At 66.5% G+C, this 12,884-nt stretch carries 13 protein-coding genes; 6 read left to right on the forward strand and 7 right to left on the reverse strand.

Annotated features, from left to right (window positions below):
- Positions 1 to 33: 33 nt before the first annotated feature.
- Together B3E91_RS08470 and B3E91_RS08475 are read right to left on the reverse strand one after the other, a co-directional pair.
- The gene (locus B3E91_RS08470; RefSeq protein ID WP_287029058.1) at positions 34 to 1,650 is read right to left on the reverse strand and encodes an ABC transporter substrate-binding protein; all 1,617 of its coding nucleotides are present in this window, start codon (positions 1,648 to 1,650) and stop codon (positions 34 to 36) included.
- 129 nt (positions 1,651 to 1,779) lie between these two features.
- Positions 1,780 to 2,487: an SIMPL domain-containing protein gene (locus B3E91_RS08475; RefSeq protein WP_287029059.1), complete on the reverse strand. Its 708-nt coding sequence runs from the start codon at positions 2,485 to 2,487 to the stop codon at positions 1,780 to 1,782.
- A gap of 255 nt (positions 2,488 to 2,742) precedes the next feature.
- On the opposite strand from B3E91_RS08475, the gene B3E91_RS08480 reads away from it, so the two are divergent.
- The 3 genes from B3E91_RS08480 (at position 2,743) to B3E91_RS08490 (ending at position 5,675) form a co-directional block, all read left to right on the forward strand.
- On the forward strand, positions 2,743 to 4,002 hold the full coding sequence (locus B3E91_RS08480) for an ATP-binding protein (protein ID WP_273232487.1): 1,260 nt from the start codon (positions 2,743 to 2,745) through the stop codon (positions 4,000 to 4,002).
- Between the two features lie 31 nt (positions 4,003 to 4,033).
- Positions 4,034 to 4,594, forward strand: a complete 561-nt coding sequence (locus tag B3E91_RS08485) for a response regulator transcription factor (RefSeq protein WP_090226390.1) — start codon at positions 4,034 to 4,036, stop codon at positions 4,592 to 4,594.
- A 139-nt stretch (positions 4,595 to 4,733) separates the two neighbouring features.
- Positions 4,734 to 5,675, forward strand: coding sequence for an AEC family transporter (locus B3E91_RS08490; protein ID WP_287029060.1), 942 nt, complete (start codon positions 4,734 to 4,736; stop codon positions 5,673 to 5,675).
- 6 nt (positions 5,676 to 5,681) lie between these two features.
- Here B3E91_RS08490 and B3E91_RS08495 read toward each other — a convergent pair whose 3' ends face one another.
- The 5 genes from B3E91_RS08495 to gatC form a co-directional block, all read right to left on the reverse strand.
- Positions 5,682 to 6,059, reverse strand: a complete 378-nt coding sequence (locus B3E91_RS08495; RefSeq protein ID WP_273232493.1) for a carboxymuconolactone decarboxylase family protein — start codon at positions 6,057 to 6,059, stop codon at positions 5,682 to 5,684.
- A 29-nt stretch (positions 6,060 to 6,088) separates the two neighbouring features.
- Positions 6,089 to 6,487 carry a septal ring lytic transglycosylase RlpA family protein gene (locus B3E91_RS08500; RefSeq protein WP_287029061.1) on the reverse strand — a complete coding sequence of 133 codons (399 nt, stop codon included), beginning with the start codon at positions 6,485 to 6,487 and terminating at the stop codon, positions 6,089 to 6,091.
- A gap of 143 nt (positions 6,488 to 6,630) precedes the next feature.
- Complete coding sequence (gene gatB / locus B3E91_RS08505; RefSeq protein ID WP_287029063.1) at positions 6,631 to 8,079, reverse strand: Asp-tRNA(Asn)/Glu-tRNA(Gln) amidotransferase subunit GatB; 1,449 nt, start codon at positions 8,077 to 8,079, stop codon at positions 6,631 to 6,633.
- A 129-nt stretch (positions 8,080 to 8,208) separates the two neighbouring features.
- A complete protein-coding gene (gatA, locus tag B3E91_RS08510) occupies positions 8,209 to 9,663 on the reverse strand; it encodes an Asp-tRNA(Asn)/Glu-tRNA(Gln) amidotransferase subunit GatA (RefSeq protein ID WP_287029064.1) in 1,455 nt (484 codons plus the stop codon).
- A 9-nt stretch (positions 9,664 to 9,672) separates the two neighbouring features.
- The gene (gatC, locus tag B3E91_RS08515) at positions 9,673 to 9,960 is read right to left on the reverse strand and encodes an Asp-tRNA(Asn)/Glu-tRNA(Gln) amidotransferase subunit GatC (RefSeq protein ID WP_282344419.1); all 288 of its coding nucleotides are present in this window, start codon (positions 9,958 to 9,960) and stop codon (positions 9,673 to 9,675) included.
- Between the two features lie 261 nt (positions 9,961 to 10,221).
- Here gatC and mreB point away from each other — a divergent pair, with 261 nt between their 5' ends.
- The 3 genes from mreB (at position 10,222) to mreD (ending at position 12,849) form a co-directional block, all read left to right on the forward strand.
- Positions 10,222 to 11,262: a rod shape-determining protein MreB gene (gene mreB / locus B3E91_RS08520; RefSeq protein WP_273232503.1), complete on the forward strand. Its 1,041-nt coding sequence runs from the start codon at positions 10,222 to 10,224 to the stop codon at positions 11,260 to 11,262.
- Between the two features lie 100 nt (positions 11,263 to 11,362).
- Positions 11,363 to 12,361 (forward strand): rod shape-determining protein MreC, encoded by a 999-nt coding sequence (gene mreC / locus B3E91_RS08525; RefSeq protein WP_090227420.1) that lies wholly within the window; start codon positions 11,363 to 11,365, stop codon positions 12,359 to 12,361.
- Positions 12,361 to 12,849, forward strand: coding sequence for a rod shape-determining protein MreD (mreD, locus tag B3E91_RS08530; RefSeq protein ID WP_090226408.1), 489 nt, complete (start codon positions 12,361 to 12,363; stop codon positions 12,847 to 12,849). Before mreC ends, mreD begins: the two co-directional genes overlap by 1 nt.
- Positions 12,850 to 12,884 lie beyond the last annotated feature (35 nt).

The following is a 12,884-nucleotide window of genomic DNA, read 5'->3' on the forward strand; positions in this document are numbered from 1 at the left end:
GTTGCAATCGCGTTGATGATGCGGGAGCGCTGCCTAGGGTGCATAGCGCACCCTGGCGTAATTGTTCGAGCCCAGCGGGCTGAGGACGAAGCCTTGCACATCCCGGCGCTGCACGGCGAACTGTTTGGGGTAGGCCAGCGGTAGCCAGGGCGCCTGCTGGGTGAAGATCCCCAGCGCCTTGCGGTACAGCGCGGCGCGCTGGGCCTGGTCGCTCAGGCTGCGGGCGCGGGTGATCAGCGCGTCAAATTCGGCGTTGCACCAGCCGGCCTGGTTCTCCCCGGACTTCGCCGCGGCGCACGACAGGTTCGGCGTGAGGAAATTGTCCGGGTCGCCGTTGTCGCCGCTCCAGCCCATGAACACCAGGTCGTGCTCGCCGTTCTTCGCGCGCTTGATCAGCTCGCCCCACTCGAACACCCGTACCTCGGCCTGCACGCCGATGGCGGCCAGGTCGGCCTGCAGCATCTGCGCGCCGATGCCCGGATTGGGGTTGGTCGGGCCGCCGCCGGGGCGGGTCCAGATGCTCAGCTTGATGCCGTCGGCGTGCCCGGAATCCGCCAGCAGCTGCCGTGCGCGCTGCGGGTCGTATGGCCAGCCCGTGAGCGCTTCGTCCTGGCCCCAGAGCGTCGGCGGGTACGGCGCCACCGCCGGGCTGGCATTGCCCTCGCCGAACTGCGCGCGCAGGTAGGCCGGCTTGTCGAAGGCCAGGTTGATCGCCTGGCGCACGCGCGGGTCGTCGAGTGGCGGGTGGCGCACGTTGAGGGCGATGTAGGCGACCATCAGCGAATCCAGCTCGAGCACTTTCAGGTCGGGCTCGTTCTTCAGCTGGGCGATATCGGTGGGCCGCGGGTACACGGCGATCTGGCAGTCGCCGGCCTTGAGCTTCTGTAGGCGCACGTTCGGGTCAGGCGTGATGGCGAAGATCAGCCGGTCCATCGGCGGCGCGCCGTCCCAGTAGTCCGGGTTGCCGCGAAAGCGGATCTGCGCGTCCTTGGCGTAGCGCTCGAAGATGAACGGTCCGCTGCCGATCGGCTCGCTGTTGAGCTTCTCCGGCGTGCCGGCGGCGAACAGTTGCGCGGCGTACTCGGCCGGGTAGATCGAGGCGAAGCCCATCGCCAGGTCGGCGAGGAAGGGCGCTTCCGGGTGGCGCAGGACGAAGCGAACCTGGTAGTCGTCGAGCTTTTCGATGCGCTCGATCAGGTCGCCGAAGGCCATCGATTCGAAATACGGAAAGCCGCGTGGCGACAGCGCGTGCCACGGATGCTGCGGGTCGAGCTGGCGTTGGAAGCTCCAGAGCACGTCGTCGGCATTGAAGTCGCGGCTCGGGGTGAAGGTCTTGCTGCTGTGGAACTTCACCCCGCGGCGCAGCTGCAGGGTGTAGCTCAGGCCGTCATCGGAGACCTGCCAGCTCTGCGCGAGCCCCGGTTGCAGCTCGGTGCTGCCCGGCGCGAAGCGGATCAGCCGGTCGAACAGGGTTTCCGCCGAGGCATCGGCGGTCACCGCGGCGGTGTACTGGACGATGTCGAAGCCTTCCGGGCTGGCCTCGCTGCACACCACCAGGCTGCTCGGCGCCGCACTGGCCGCCGCCCCAGCCGCCGCACCGAGCAGGCAAACCACGAACAGGGCGGCGCGGGAGCGGCGGCGTGGGGACATGGACGGTTCTCTCCGGAGCGCTGTACGAACGGCCACTCTACCTGGCGACGCCCATTGCGTCGCAATCATGCAGCGTGCCGAATGGTGTGTCCGTATCGACGCTGCCACCGGCCGCCGGACGATGCCGGATCAGGGCATCTGCACTTCGATGACGCCGTCGGCGCTGACGGTCACCTGGCTGGTGCCGGCTTCGATTTCAGGCGTTGGCGCGGCGTCGCGCATCGCGCCTTTCATGGCCATCGCGTACATCGGCCGCGGCGCCTGGAAGCCGTTGCTGCTCAGGTTGAGGCTGACGATCTTGTAGGAGGAGCCGCCCAGCGCTTCGCTGGTCAGTTGGGCGCGCTCGCGGAAGGCGGCGACCGATTCCTTGAGCAGCGCGTCCTCGTTCTTCTTGCGCAGCGGATCGGAGATGCTGAAGTTCATTCCGGCCATCTTCAGGTCTTTCAACAACTCGCCGGTGAGTTTGGACAGGGCGGCGAAATCCGAGCTTTCCAGGCGCAGTTCGGCACGTTCGCGCCAGCCGGTGATCTGCTGGCCCTTGTCGTCGTAGATCGGGTAGCTGTTGCGGCTGCCCAGGCTGGTTTGCACGGCCTTGACCTTGCGCGCCTCGGCCAGCGAGGCGTTGATCGAGGTGGTGATGCCGGCGGCCAGCTTGGCCGGGTCGCTGTCCTGGGCTTCGCTGTAGAGCGTCACCAGCATGCGGTCATGGGCGACTTCGCTGCTCACCTCGGCATGCAGGGAAACCTGGTTGTAGTGCAGTTCGTCGGCGTGCGCGGGCAGCGCCACCAGTGCACCGAGCAGGGCGAACAGCGCCACGGGGGAGGAAACGGCAGACATGCATGACTCCTTGATGGATTGGCGCCAGCGGCACCTTGACGACGGTTCAGACCATCGATGCGCCGCCATGTTCTGGCTAGCTGTACGCAGCGGCGGTAGCGTCAGCATGCCGCAGGCCGGCGTCGGTTCCAACCCGCGGCGCCGGAGGATTCGTTTCAGCGAATGCCTCAGGTTCCGGCAAATCTGCGGTGCGTTGCCGCACGCAGTGGGCATCAAGTCGGGCTTGGTATACTCCGCCGCTCATCTGGAGTGACCATGCTAGCCCCTGTCCAATTGCTCTCCGCCAGCCGCCAGAACCTCTGGCGCCTGATCCTGATCCGGGTCCTCGTGCTGGCGGCCCAGGCCGGCTCCGTGGGTTTCGCCTACGCCACCGACATCCTTCCGCTGCCCTGGGTCGAGCTCAGCGTCACGCTGATGATTTCCGCGGCGTTCTGCGTCCTGGCCGCCCTGCGCCTGCGGGCGCCCTGGCCGGTGACCGAGCTGGAATACGCCGTCCAGCTGGCCTGCGACATGATCATCCACAGCCTGCTGCTGTTCTATTCGGGCGGCTCGACCAACCCCTTCGTGTCCTATTACCTGGTGCCGCTGACCATCGCCGCGGCGATCCTGCCGTGGGCCTACTCGATGGTGCTCAGCGGGCTGGCGCTCAGTTGCTACACGGTCCTGCTGATCTGGTACGAACCGCTGCACCTGAATGTCGAGCACGAGGCGATGATCATCAGCCTGCACCTGTTCGGCATGTGGATGAACTTCGCGCTGTCGGCGGCGTTCATCACCTTCTTCGTGGTCAAGATGGCGGGGGCGCTGCGTCGTCAGGACCAGTTGCAGGCCGAACGACGCGAGGAGGGTATGCGCGACGAGCAATTGCTGGCCGTCGCCACCCAGGCTGCCGGCGCGGCCCACGAGCTGGGCACGCCGCTGGCGACCATGAGCGTGCTGATCAAGGAGCTGCGCATCGAGCACAAGAACCCGCTGTTGCAGGAAGACCTGGCGGTTCTCCAGGAGCAGGTCCAGCTGTGCAAGGACACCCTGCAGCAACTGGTTCGCGCCGCCGAAGCTGACCGCCGTCAAGCCGTCCAGGAGCAGACTGCGCTTGAATGGCTCGAAGCGGTGCTGCGTCGTTGGCACCTGATGCGCCCGGAGGCCAGCTATCGCTTCCAGTGCATCGGCCAGGGCGCCGCGCCGCGGGTGTTGCCGCCGCCGGATCTGACCCAGGCGCTGCTCAACCTGTTGAACAACGCCGCGGATGCCTGCCCGGACGACTTGGATATCCAGCTCGGCTGGGACATCCAATGGATCGAGCTGAGCATTCGCGACCATGGTGCCGGCGTGCCACTGGCCATCGCCGAGCAACTGGGCAAGCCCTTCTTCACCACCAAGGGCAGGGGCTTCGGCCTCGGATTGTTCCTCAGCCAGGCCAGCGTCACCCGTGCCGGCGGCACGGTTAAACTTTACAACCATGAAGACGGCGGCACGCTCACCGAGCTGCGCCTGCCGCGCCGCTACAGCCTGTGACGAACGGGCGCCAGCATTTGAGGAGTGGAAGATGAGCGAGGAATCCCTGTTCGACGGCGAGGAGCAGCCCCACCTGCTGTTGGTGGACGATGACGCCACCTTCACCCGTGTGATGGCGCGTGCCATGACGCGACGCGGCCTGCGCGTCAGCGTTGCGGGCTCCGCCGAGGAAGGCCTGGCCATCGCCAAGCAGGACCTGCCCGACTACGCGGTGCTCGACCTAAAGATGGAGGGCGAGTCCGGCCTGGTCCTGCTGCCGAAGATGCTCGAGCTGGACCCGGAAATGAAGGTGCTGATCCTCACCGGCTATTCGAGCATCGCCACCGCCGTCGAGGCGATCAAGCGCGGCGCCAGCAACTACCTGTGCAAACCCGCGGACGCCGACGACGTGCTCACCGCGATGCTCTCCGAGCATGCCGACCTGGAAAACCTGGTGCCGGAAAACCCGATGTCGGTCGACCGCCTGCAGTGGGAGCACATCCAGCGCGTGCTCGCCGAGCACGACAACAACATCTCCGCCACCGCACGGGCGCTGGGCATGCACCGGCGCACCCTGCAGCGCAAGCTGCAGAAGCGTCCGGTTCGACGCTGAACAGCCTGCAACACCGAAGAGCGCCGCGAGGCGCTCTTTTCATTTGTACGCCCCTGGCGGGCTGAAACGACGCACGGGAAAGGCTGGAGAAGGGTGCGGGCATGTATCATTAGCCGCCTAAGCACCTGCGTGAGCCGCTATGTTCGCACTCCTCCATGAAACCCTGAACATCACCGCACCGGTGTTCGCCATGCTCTTCGTCGGCGTGTTGCTGCGGCGTGTGCAATTGATCGACGCCGCGTTCGTCAACACCGCTTCCTCCCTGGTATTCAACGCGACGATGCCTACCCTGCTGTTCCTCGGCATCGTCGAGGCCGACCTGAGCCAGGCGATGCAGCCCAAGCTGCTCGGCTATTTCGCCGCCGCCACGCTGGGCGGGTTCCTGCTCGCCTGGGGCTGGGCGATCCTGCGCTGCCCGCGCGAGGATCGCGGCGTGTACACGCAAGGGGCGTTCCGCGGCAACAACGGCATCATCGGCCTGGCACTGGCCACCAGCATGTACGGCGACTACGGACTGTCACTGGGCGGCGTGCTCGCCGGCGCGGTGATCCTGTTCTACAACAGCCTCTCGTCGGTGGTGCTGGCGGTCTACAGCCCCGTGGCCAAGGCCGATGTCTGGAGCCTGACCAAGAGCATCCTGCGCAACCCGCTGATCATCGGCGTACTGGCCGCGATCCCGTTCGCCTACTTCCATATCCGCCTGCCGGCCTGGGCGATGACGTCCGGGCACTACTTCGCGCAGATGACCATGCCGCTGGCGCTGATCTGCATCGGCGGCACGCTGTCGCTGGAGTCGCTGCGCGCGAGCAGCCGCCTGGCGATCGGTTCGAGTTCGCTGAAGATGATCTGGGTGCCGTTCTTCAGCACCCTGGGTGCCTACCTGTGCGGCTTTCGCGGCGCCGATCTGGGCGTGCTGTTCCTCTACTTCGCCAGCCCCACCGCCGCGGCCAGTTTCGTCATGGCCCGCGCCATGGGCGGCAACCATGAACTCGCCGCGGCGATCATCGTCATCACCACGCTGGCGGCGGTGGTGACCACCAACGTCGGGCTACTGATCCTGCAGTCGGCGGGAGTGATCTGAGACCGATCAGGCCTTGGGCACGTAGTCGTCGATGACTTCCTGGGCGGCGCGGAACGCGTCGATGGCCGCCGGAACGCCGGCGTAGACCGCGCAGTGCAGCAGCGCTTCGCGGATTTCTTCCACCGTACAGCCGTTGTTCAGCGCACCGCGCACGTGGCCCTTCAGCTCCTGCGGGCATTTCAGGGCGGTGAGCGTGGCCAGGGTGATCAGGCTTCGCGTCTGCCGCGACAGGCCGTCGCGAGCCCAGACCGAACCCCAGGCGTTCTGGTTGACAAAGTCCTGCAGCGGCTGGCTGAACTCGGTGGCGTTGTTCAGTGCGCGATCGACGTAGGCGTCGCCCATCACCTCGCGGCGAATGCGTTCGCCATTGTCCCGTTCGTTCATGTGGTTCTCCGGTTGGCTCGATGAAGCGCTCAGTCTAGGGCTTCGACGCGGACCTTGGCGACGCCGCTGTCGAGCATGCCGAGGGCTTCGGCGGCTTTCTTCGAGAGGTCGATCAGGCGTCGCCGGGAAACCGGGCCGCGGTCGTTGATGGTCACCACCACCTGGCGCTGGTTGGCCAGGTTGGTTACCCGCACCTGGGTGCCGAACGGCAGGCTGCGGTGTGCGGCGGTGAGGGCGTTCTGGTCGAAGGAATCGCCGCTGGCGGTGCGTTTGCCGTGGTGGCGCGCGCCGTAGTAGGAGGCCTGGCCGGTTTCGCTGTAGCCGGTGGCGGTGGTGGAAGATGATCCGGGGCGAGTGACGCCGCGATCGAGGCTGGAGCAGCCGGCAAGCAGCAGTGCGGAGATCATCAGGCAGGCGGTTCGGCGCATCGGTCGCTCCATGCGGCGGGCGCTGCCCGCGATCCGTTGGGATACCCGACGGCGCGCCGGGCTTCGCAGTATGACCGCTACGCGATGAGACAAATTCCACGAAGCCTCTCCGGGTGCAGCGACTCGCCCGGAGAGGCGGCGTTTCAGCCTTCCAGCTTCTTCTTTAGCAGCTCGTTGACCTGGCCGGGGTTGGCCTTGCCCTTGCTCGCCTTCATCGCCTGGCCGACGAAGAAGCCGAACATCTTGCCGCGCTTGGCCTCGTCGCTGGCGCGGTACTGCTCGACCTGTTCGGCGTTGGCGGCCAGTACTTCGTCGAGCATCTTCTCGATGGCACCGGAATCGGTGACCTGCTTGAGACCCTTCTTCTCGATGACCTCGTCGGCCGTCGCGCCTTCGCCGGCCGCCAGGGCCTCGAAGACCATCTTGGCGAGCTTGCCGGAGAGGGTGTTGTCCTTGATCCGCAGGATCATCCCGCCCAGTTGCTCGGCCGAAACCGGCGACTGCTCGATCTCCAGGTCTTCCTTGTTGAGCAGGCTGGAGAGCTCGCCCATCACCCAGTTGGTGGCCAGCTTGGCGTCGCCGCTGACCTGCTGCACCTGCTCGAAGTAGTCGGCCAGTTCACGGCTGGCGGAGAGCACGCTGGCGTCGTACATGGAGAGGCCGAAGGCAGCCTGGAAACGCTCGCGTTTCTGCGTCGGCAGTTCCGGCAGGGTGGCCCGCACGGCAGCGAGGAAGCTCGGCTCGATGACCACCGGCAGCAGGTCCGGATCGGGGAAGTAACGGTAGTCGTTGGCTTCCTCCTTGCTGCGCATGGAGCGGGTCTGATCCTTGTTCGGGTCGTACAGGCGGGTTTCCTGGACCACCTTGCCGCCGTCCTCGATCAGCTCGATCTGGCGCTGCACCTCGTGACTGATCGCCTTCTCGATGAAGCGGAACGAGTTGACGTTCTTGATCTCGGCGCGGGTGCCGAACTCGGCCTGGCCCTTGGGCCGCACCGAGACGTTGCAGTCGCAGCGCAGCGAGCCTTCGGCCATGTTGCCGTCGCAGATGCCCAGGTAGCGCACGAGGGCGTGGATCGCCTTGGCGTAGGCCACGGCTTCCTTGGCCGAGCGGATGTCGGGCTCGGAGACGATTTCCAGCAGCGGCGTGCCGGCGCGGTTGAGGTCGATCCCGCTCATGCCGTGGAAGTCTTCGTGCAGGCTCTTGCCGGCGTCTTCCTCGAGGTGCGCGCGGGTGATGCCGACGCGCTTGAGGGTGCCGTCCTCGAGGGTGATGTCCAGGAAGCCCTTGCCGACGATGGGCAGTTCCATCTGGCTGATCTGGTAGCCCTTGGGCAGGTCGGGATAGAAGTAGTTCTTGCGTGCGAAGACGTTGCGCGCGCCGATCTCGGCGTCGATCGCCAGGCCGAACTTGCAGGCCATGCGCACCGCTTCCTCGTTGAGCACCGGCAGAACGCCGGGCATGCCGAGGTCGACCAGGCTGGCCTGGGTGTTCGGCTCTGCGCCGAAGGTAGTGGCGCTGGCGGAGAAGATCTTCGATTGGGTGGCGAGCTGTGCGTGGATTTCCAGCCCGATCACGGTTTCCCATTGCATGTTCAATATCCCTCAAATGTTTTGCGGTCTGCCCCCTCTCCCGCTTGCGGGTGAGGGTTGGGAAGAGGGTGGCGGGCCGTACCCTCTCCCCCGGCCCCACTCCCATGAATGAGAGAGGGGAGGGCTGTTTCAGAACCCGGCGGGCGTTGCCTTGTGCCAGTCGCTGACTTGCTGGTACTGGTGCGCAACGTTGAGCAGGCGACCTTCCTGGAAGTACGGAGCCAGCAGTTGCACGCCCACCGGCAGGCCATCGACGAAGCCCGCGGGCATCGACAGGCCGGGAACTCCCGCCAGGTTGGCGGTGATGGTGTAGATGTCCTGCAGGTACTCGGCGACCGGGTCGTTGCTGTTCTCGCCGAGCTTCCAGGCCGCGCTGGGCGTGGTCGGGCCGAGGATCAGGTCGACTTCCTCCTCGAACGCCTTGACGAAGTCGTTCTTGATCAGCCGGCGGATCTTCTGCGCCTTCAGGTAGTAGGCGTCGTAGTAGCCGGCGGAGAGGGCGTAGGTGCCGACCATGATCCGCCGCTTGACCTCGGCACCGAAGCCTTCGGCGCGCGAGCGCTTGTACAGGTCGGTGAGGTCCGCCGGGTTCTCGCAGCGATAGCCGAAGCGCACGCCGTCGAAACGCGACAGGTTGGAGGAGGCTTCGGCCGGGGCGATCACGTAGTACGCCGGAATCGCATGCTGCATGTTCGGCAGGCTGATGTCCTTGACCGTGGCGCCAAGCTTCTTCAGTTCCTCTACGCAGGCGAGCACCGCGTCGGCGATGCGTGCATCGAGGCCGGCGCTGAAGTACTCCACCGGCAGGCCGATGCGCAGCCCGGCGAGCGGCTGGCGCAGGGCGGCGAGGTAGTCGTCCAGCGGCTGGTCGACGCTGGTCGAGTCCTTGGCGTCGAAACCGGCCATGGCGCCGAGCATCAGCGCGCAGTCTTCGGCGGTGCGCGCCAGCGGGCCGCCCTGATCGAGGCTGGAGGCGTAGGCGATCATGCCCCAGCGCGAAACGCGGCCGTAGGTCGGCTTGATCCCGGTGAGGTTGGTGAAGGCCGCCGGCTGGCGAATCGAGCCGCCGGTGTCGGTGCCGGTGGCGGCCGGCAGCAGGCGCGCGGCCACGGCGGCCGCGGAACCGCCGGAGGAGCCCCCGGGCACGCGGCTGGCGTCCCAGGGGTTCTTCACCGGGCCGTAATGGCTGGATTCGTTGGCCGAGCCCATGGCGAACTCGTCCATGTTCAGCTTGCCGAGGGTCACGGTGCCGGCGCTGGCGAGCTTCGCCACCACGGTCGCATCGTAGGGCGCGGTGAAGTTGCCGAGGATCTTCGAGCCGCAGCTGGTGAGAACGCCCTGGGTGCAGAACAGGTCCTTGTGGCCGATCGGCGCGCCGAGCAGGGCGCCGTTCTCGCCCGCGGCGCGGCGCGCATCGGCGGCCTGCGCCTGGCTCAGCGCCAGCTCCTCGGTGACGCTGATGAAGGCGTTGAGTTGCGGGTCGAGCCGGGCGATACGGTCCAGCAGGTGGCGGGTCAGTTCTTCGGCGCAGAACTGCTTGGCGGCCAGGGCGCGGCCGATTTCGGCAAGCGTCAATGAATGCATCGTGGTTCCTTACTCGATCACTTTCGGCACGAGGTAGAGGCCCTCGGCCACGGCCGGGGCGATCGCCTGGTAGGCGTCGCGGCGATTGCTTTCGCCGACCACGTCCGCGCGCAGGCGCTGGGTGGCTTCCAGCGGGTGGGCCAGCGGCTCGATGCCGTCGGTGTCGACCGCCTGCATGCGGTCGACCAGGCCGAGAATGCTGTTGAGGGTGTCGGTGGTGCGCGGAATGTCGGCTTCATCCAGGCCTAGGCGGGCGAGGTGAGCGATCTTTTCCACATCGGAGCGTTCAAGCGCCATGGGCGTCTCCTGAGGGCGGGCGGATGACGTGGAGAGGTATCCGGAAAAGGCGGAGGAACCGAATCCCGGAGGGGCGGTCGAAAGCCGCGTTTTCCGGCTGCGCGGGCCTGCCGAAACGCGTTCGACGCGGCCTGCGTTGCGGGTCCGTAGGGCCCGGGAAAACGGCCAATCTACCACAGCGCGCGGGTTGCCCAAAATCCCTGTCGTTGTTAGAGTTTGCGCACTTTTTTACCCACGCGTCGCCCCAGGGTCTCTCTCCTCATGTTCAAGAAATTACGTGGCATGTTTTCCAGCGATCTGTCGATCGACCTGGGAACTGCCAACACCCTTATTTACGTGCGTGAACGCGGCATCGTCCTGAACGAGCCCTCTGTCGTCGCCATTCGTACCAGCGCCAATAATCAGAAGAGTGTGGTTGCCGTCGGTACCGAAGCCAAGCGCATGCTCGGCCGTACGCCGGGCAACATTTCGGCCATTCGTCCGATGAAGGACGGCGTCATCGCCGACTTCAGCGTCTGCGAAAAGATGCTCCAGTACTTCATCAACAAGGTTCACGAGAACAGCTTCCTGCAGCCCTCGCCGCGCGTGCTGATCTGCGTGCCGTGCAAGTCGACCCAGGTCGAGCGCCGGGCTATCCGCGAATCCGCCCTCGGTGCCGGTGCGCGTGAAGTGTTCCTCATCGAAGAGCCGATGGCCGCTGCCATCGGCGCCGGGCTGCCGGTCGAGGAAGCGCGCGGCTCGATGGTCGTCGACATCGGCGGCGGCACCACCGAAATCGCGCTGATCTCGCTCAACGGCGTGGTCTACGCCGAGTCCGTGCGCGTCGGCGGCGACCGCTTCGACGAAGCCATCGTCACCTACGTGCGCCGCAACTACGGTTCGCTGATCGGCGAATCCACCGCCGAGCGCATCAAGCAGGAAATCGGCACCGCCTACCCGAGCACCGAAATCCGCGAGATCGACGTCCGCGGCCGCAACCTGGCCGAAGGCGTACCGCGCAGCTTCACCCTCAGCTCCGCCGAAGTGCTCGAAGCGCTGCAGGAATCCCTGGCGACCATCGTCCAGGCGGTGAAGAGCTGCCTGGAGCAGTCGCCGCCCGAACTGGCCTCGGACATCGCCGAGCGCGGCCTGGTGCTGACCGGTGGCGGTGCGCTGCTGCGCGATCTGGACAAGCTGCTGTCCCAGGAAACCGGCCTGCCGGTGATCGTCGCCGAGGACCCGCTGACCTGCGTGGCCCGTGGCGGCGGTCGCGCCCTGGAAATGATGGATCGCCACGCCATGGATCTGCTGTCTACGGAGTAAGCGGCGAACTGCAGGCCACTCGCTGCGGGCGGAACTCCGGCCGGTCCGGTATCCGCCCCGCGGCAAAGCGCTTGAAGCTTGCGGCTGCGAGGTGCCGACCATCAAACCGTTATTCGCCAAAGGACCTTTGCTCGGTGTACGCCTGCTGGTGTTCGTCGTGCTTTCGGCTGCCTTGATGGTGGTGGACGCGCGGTTCGATTTCCTCAAGCCGGCGCGCGGCCAGATGGGCCTCGTGCTGACCCCGTTCTACTGGCTCACCGAGCTGCCGGTGCGCACCTGGGAAGGCCTCACCCAGCAGGTCGCCAGCCGTGGCGAACTGGTCGCCGAGAACGAGAAGCTCAAGGCCGAGGCCCTGTTGATGCAGCGTCGCCTGCAGAAGCTCGCCACGCTGACCGAGCAGAACGTGCGCCTGCGCGAACTGCTGAACTCGTCCGCGCTGGTGGACGACAAGGTGCTGGTCGGCGAGCTGATCGGCGTCGATCCGAACCCCTTCACCCATCGCATCATCATCGACAAGGGCGGCCAGGACGGCGTGTTCCTCGGCCAGCCGGTGCTCGATGCACGCGGGCTGATGGGCCAGGTCGTCGAGGTGATGCCCTACACCTCGCGGGTGTTGCTGCTCACCGACACCACCCACAGCATTCCCGTGCAGGTGAACCGCAACGGCCTGCGCGCCATCGCCAGCGGCACCGGCAACCCCGAGCGCCTTGAGCTTCGCCATGTCGCCGATACCGCCGACATAAAGGAAGGCGATCTGCTGGTCAGTTCCGGCCTCGGCCAGCGCTTCCCGGCCGGTTATCCGGTAGCGACGGTGAAGGAAGTCATCCACGACTCCGGCCAGCCGTTCGCCATCGTCCGCGCGGTGCCCACCGCGGCGTTGAACCGCAGTCGCTACGTCTTGCTGGTGTTCACCGACACCCGTTCGCCGGAAGAGCGCGCCAATGCCGCCGCCGAGGCGCAGGTGGCCGCTGACCAGAAGGCTGCCGGCGACGATGGGCAGAACCCCGCCACGCCGCCTGGCACGCCAGCTCCGGCCGCGCCGCCGACCCAGGCGCCGCCCGGGCAGGTCCCGCCCAACCCCGATCAGGGAGATCGCTGATGGTCGCGCGGCGTTCCAACAATGGCTGGCTGGTCTGGCTGACCTTCATCCTGGCGATGCTGCTCAGCGTGGCGCCGATGCCGGCATTCATGGAAATCGGTCGGCCGCTGTGGCCGGCGCTGGTGTTGACCTACTGGACGCTGGCGTTGCCGCAGAAGGTCGGGATGACCACCGCCTGGGTCATCGGCATCGCTCAGGACGTGCTCAACGGCACGCTGCTGGGGCAGAACGCGCTGGTACTGACGCTCATCGTGTTCCTCGTGCTGGCGCTGCACCAGCGCCTGCGGATGTTCCCGATGTGGCAGCAGAGCCTGGTGCTGCTGGTGGTCTTCGGCCTGGCGCAACTGGTCCAGCTGTGGCTCAACGCGCTCACCGGCAACCGTCCGCCGACGCTTGCCTTCGTCCTCCCCGCCCTGGTCAGCGCCTTGCTCTGGCCCTGGGTCTGCGCGGCCCTGCGCGGCCTGCACCTGCGTCTGAACGTCAATTGAGCGGCGGGTCGGCGTGCCTTCCGCACGACAGGAAG

Origin of the sequence: Pseudomonas sp. UBA6310 (genome assembly GCF_002438225.1) — a bacterium.
In the GTDB taxonomy this organism is placed as follows: domain Bacteria; phylum Pseudomonadota; class Gammaproteobacteria; order Pseudomonadales; family Pseudomonadaceae; genus Pseudomonas_O; species Pseudomonas_O kuykendallii.

What these genes read in the sequence shown, in the direction of transcription:
- B3E91_RS08470 (WP_287029058.1), bottom strand. Translation starts at nt 1,650, where the DNA reads ATGTCCCCACGCCGCCGCTCCCGCGCCGCCCTGTTCGTGGTTTGCCTG.
- B3E91_RS08475 (WP_287029059.1), bottom strand. Translation starts at nt 2,487, where the DNA reads ATGTCTGCCGTTTCCTCCCCCGTGGCGCTGTTCGCCCTGCTCGGTGCA.
- B3E91_RS08480 (WP_273232487.1), top strand. Translation starts at nt 2,743, where the DNA reads ATGCTAGCCCCTGTCCAATTGCTCTCCGCCAGCCGCCAGAACCTCTGG.
- B3E91_RS08485 (WP_090226390.1), top strand. Translation starts at nt 4,034, where the DNA reads ATGAGCGAGGAATCCCTGTTCGACGGCGAGGAGCAGCCCCACCTGCTG.
- B3E91_RS08490 (WP_287029060.1), top strand. Translation starts at nt 4,734, where the DNA reads ATGTTCGCACTCCTCCATGAAACCCTGAACATCACCGCACCGGTGTTC.
- B3E91_RS08495 (WP_273232493.1), bottom strand. Translation starts at nt 6,059, where the DNA reads ATGAACGAACGGGACAATGGCGAACGCATTCGCCGCGAGGTGATGGGC.
- B3E91_RS08500 (WP_287029061.1), bottom strand. Translation starts at nt 6,487, where the DNA reads ATGCGCCGAACCGCCTGCCTGATGATCTCCGCACTGCTGCTTGCCGGC.
- gatB (WP_287029063.1), bottom strand. Translation starts at nt 8,079, where the DNA reads ATGCAATGGGAAACCGTGATCGGGCTGGAAATCCACGCACAGCTCGCC.
- gatA (WP_287029064.1), bottom strand. Translation starts at nt 9,663, where the DNA reads ATGCATTCATTGACGCTTGCCGAAATCGGCCGCGCCCTGGCCGCCAAG.
- gatC (WP_282344419.1), bottom strand. Translation starts at nt 9,960, where the DNA reads ATGGCGCTTGAACGCTCCGATGTGGAAAAGATCGCTCACCTCGCCCGC.
- mreB (WP_273232503.1), top strand. Translation starts at nt 10,222, where the DNA reads ATGTTCAAGAAATTACGTGGCATGTTTTCCAGCGATCTGTCGATCGAC.
- mreD (WP_090226408.1), top strand. Translation starts at nt 12,361, where the DNA reads ATGGTCGCGCGGCGTTCCAACAATGGCTGGCTGGTCTGGCTGACCTTC.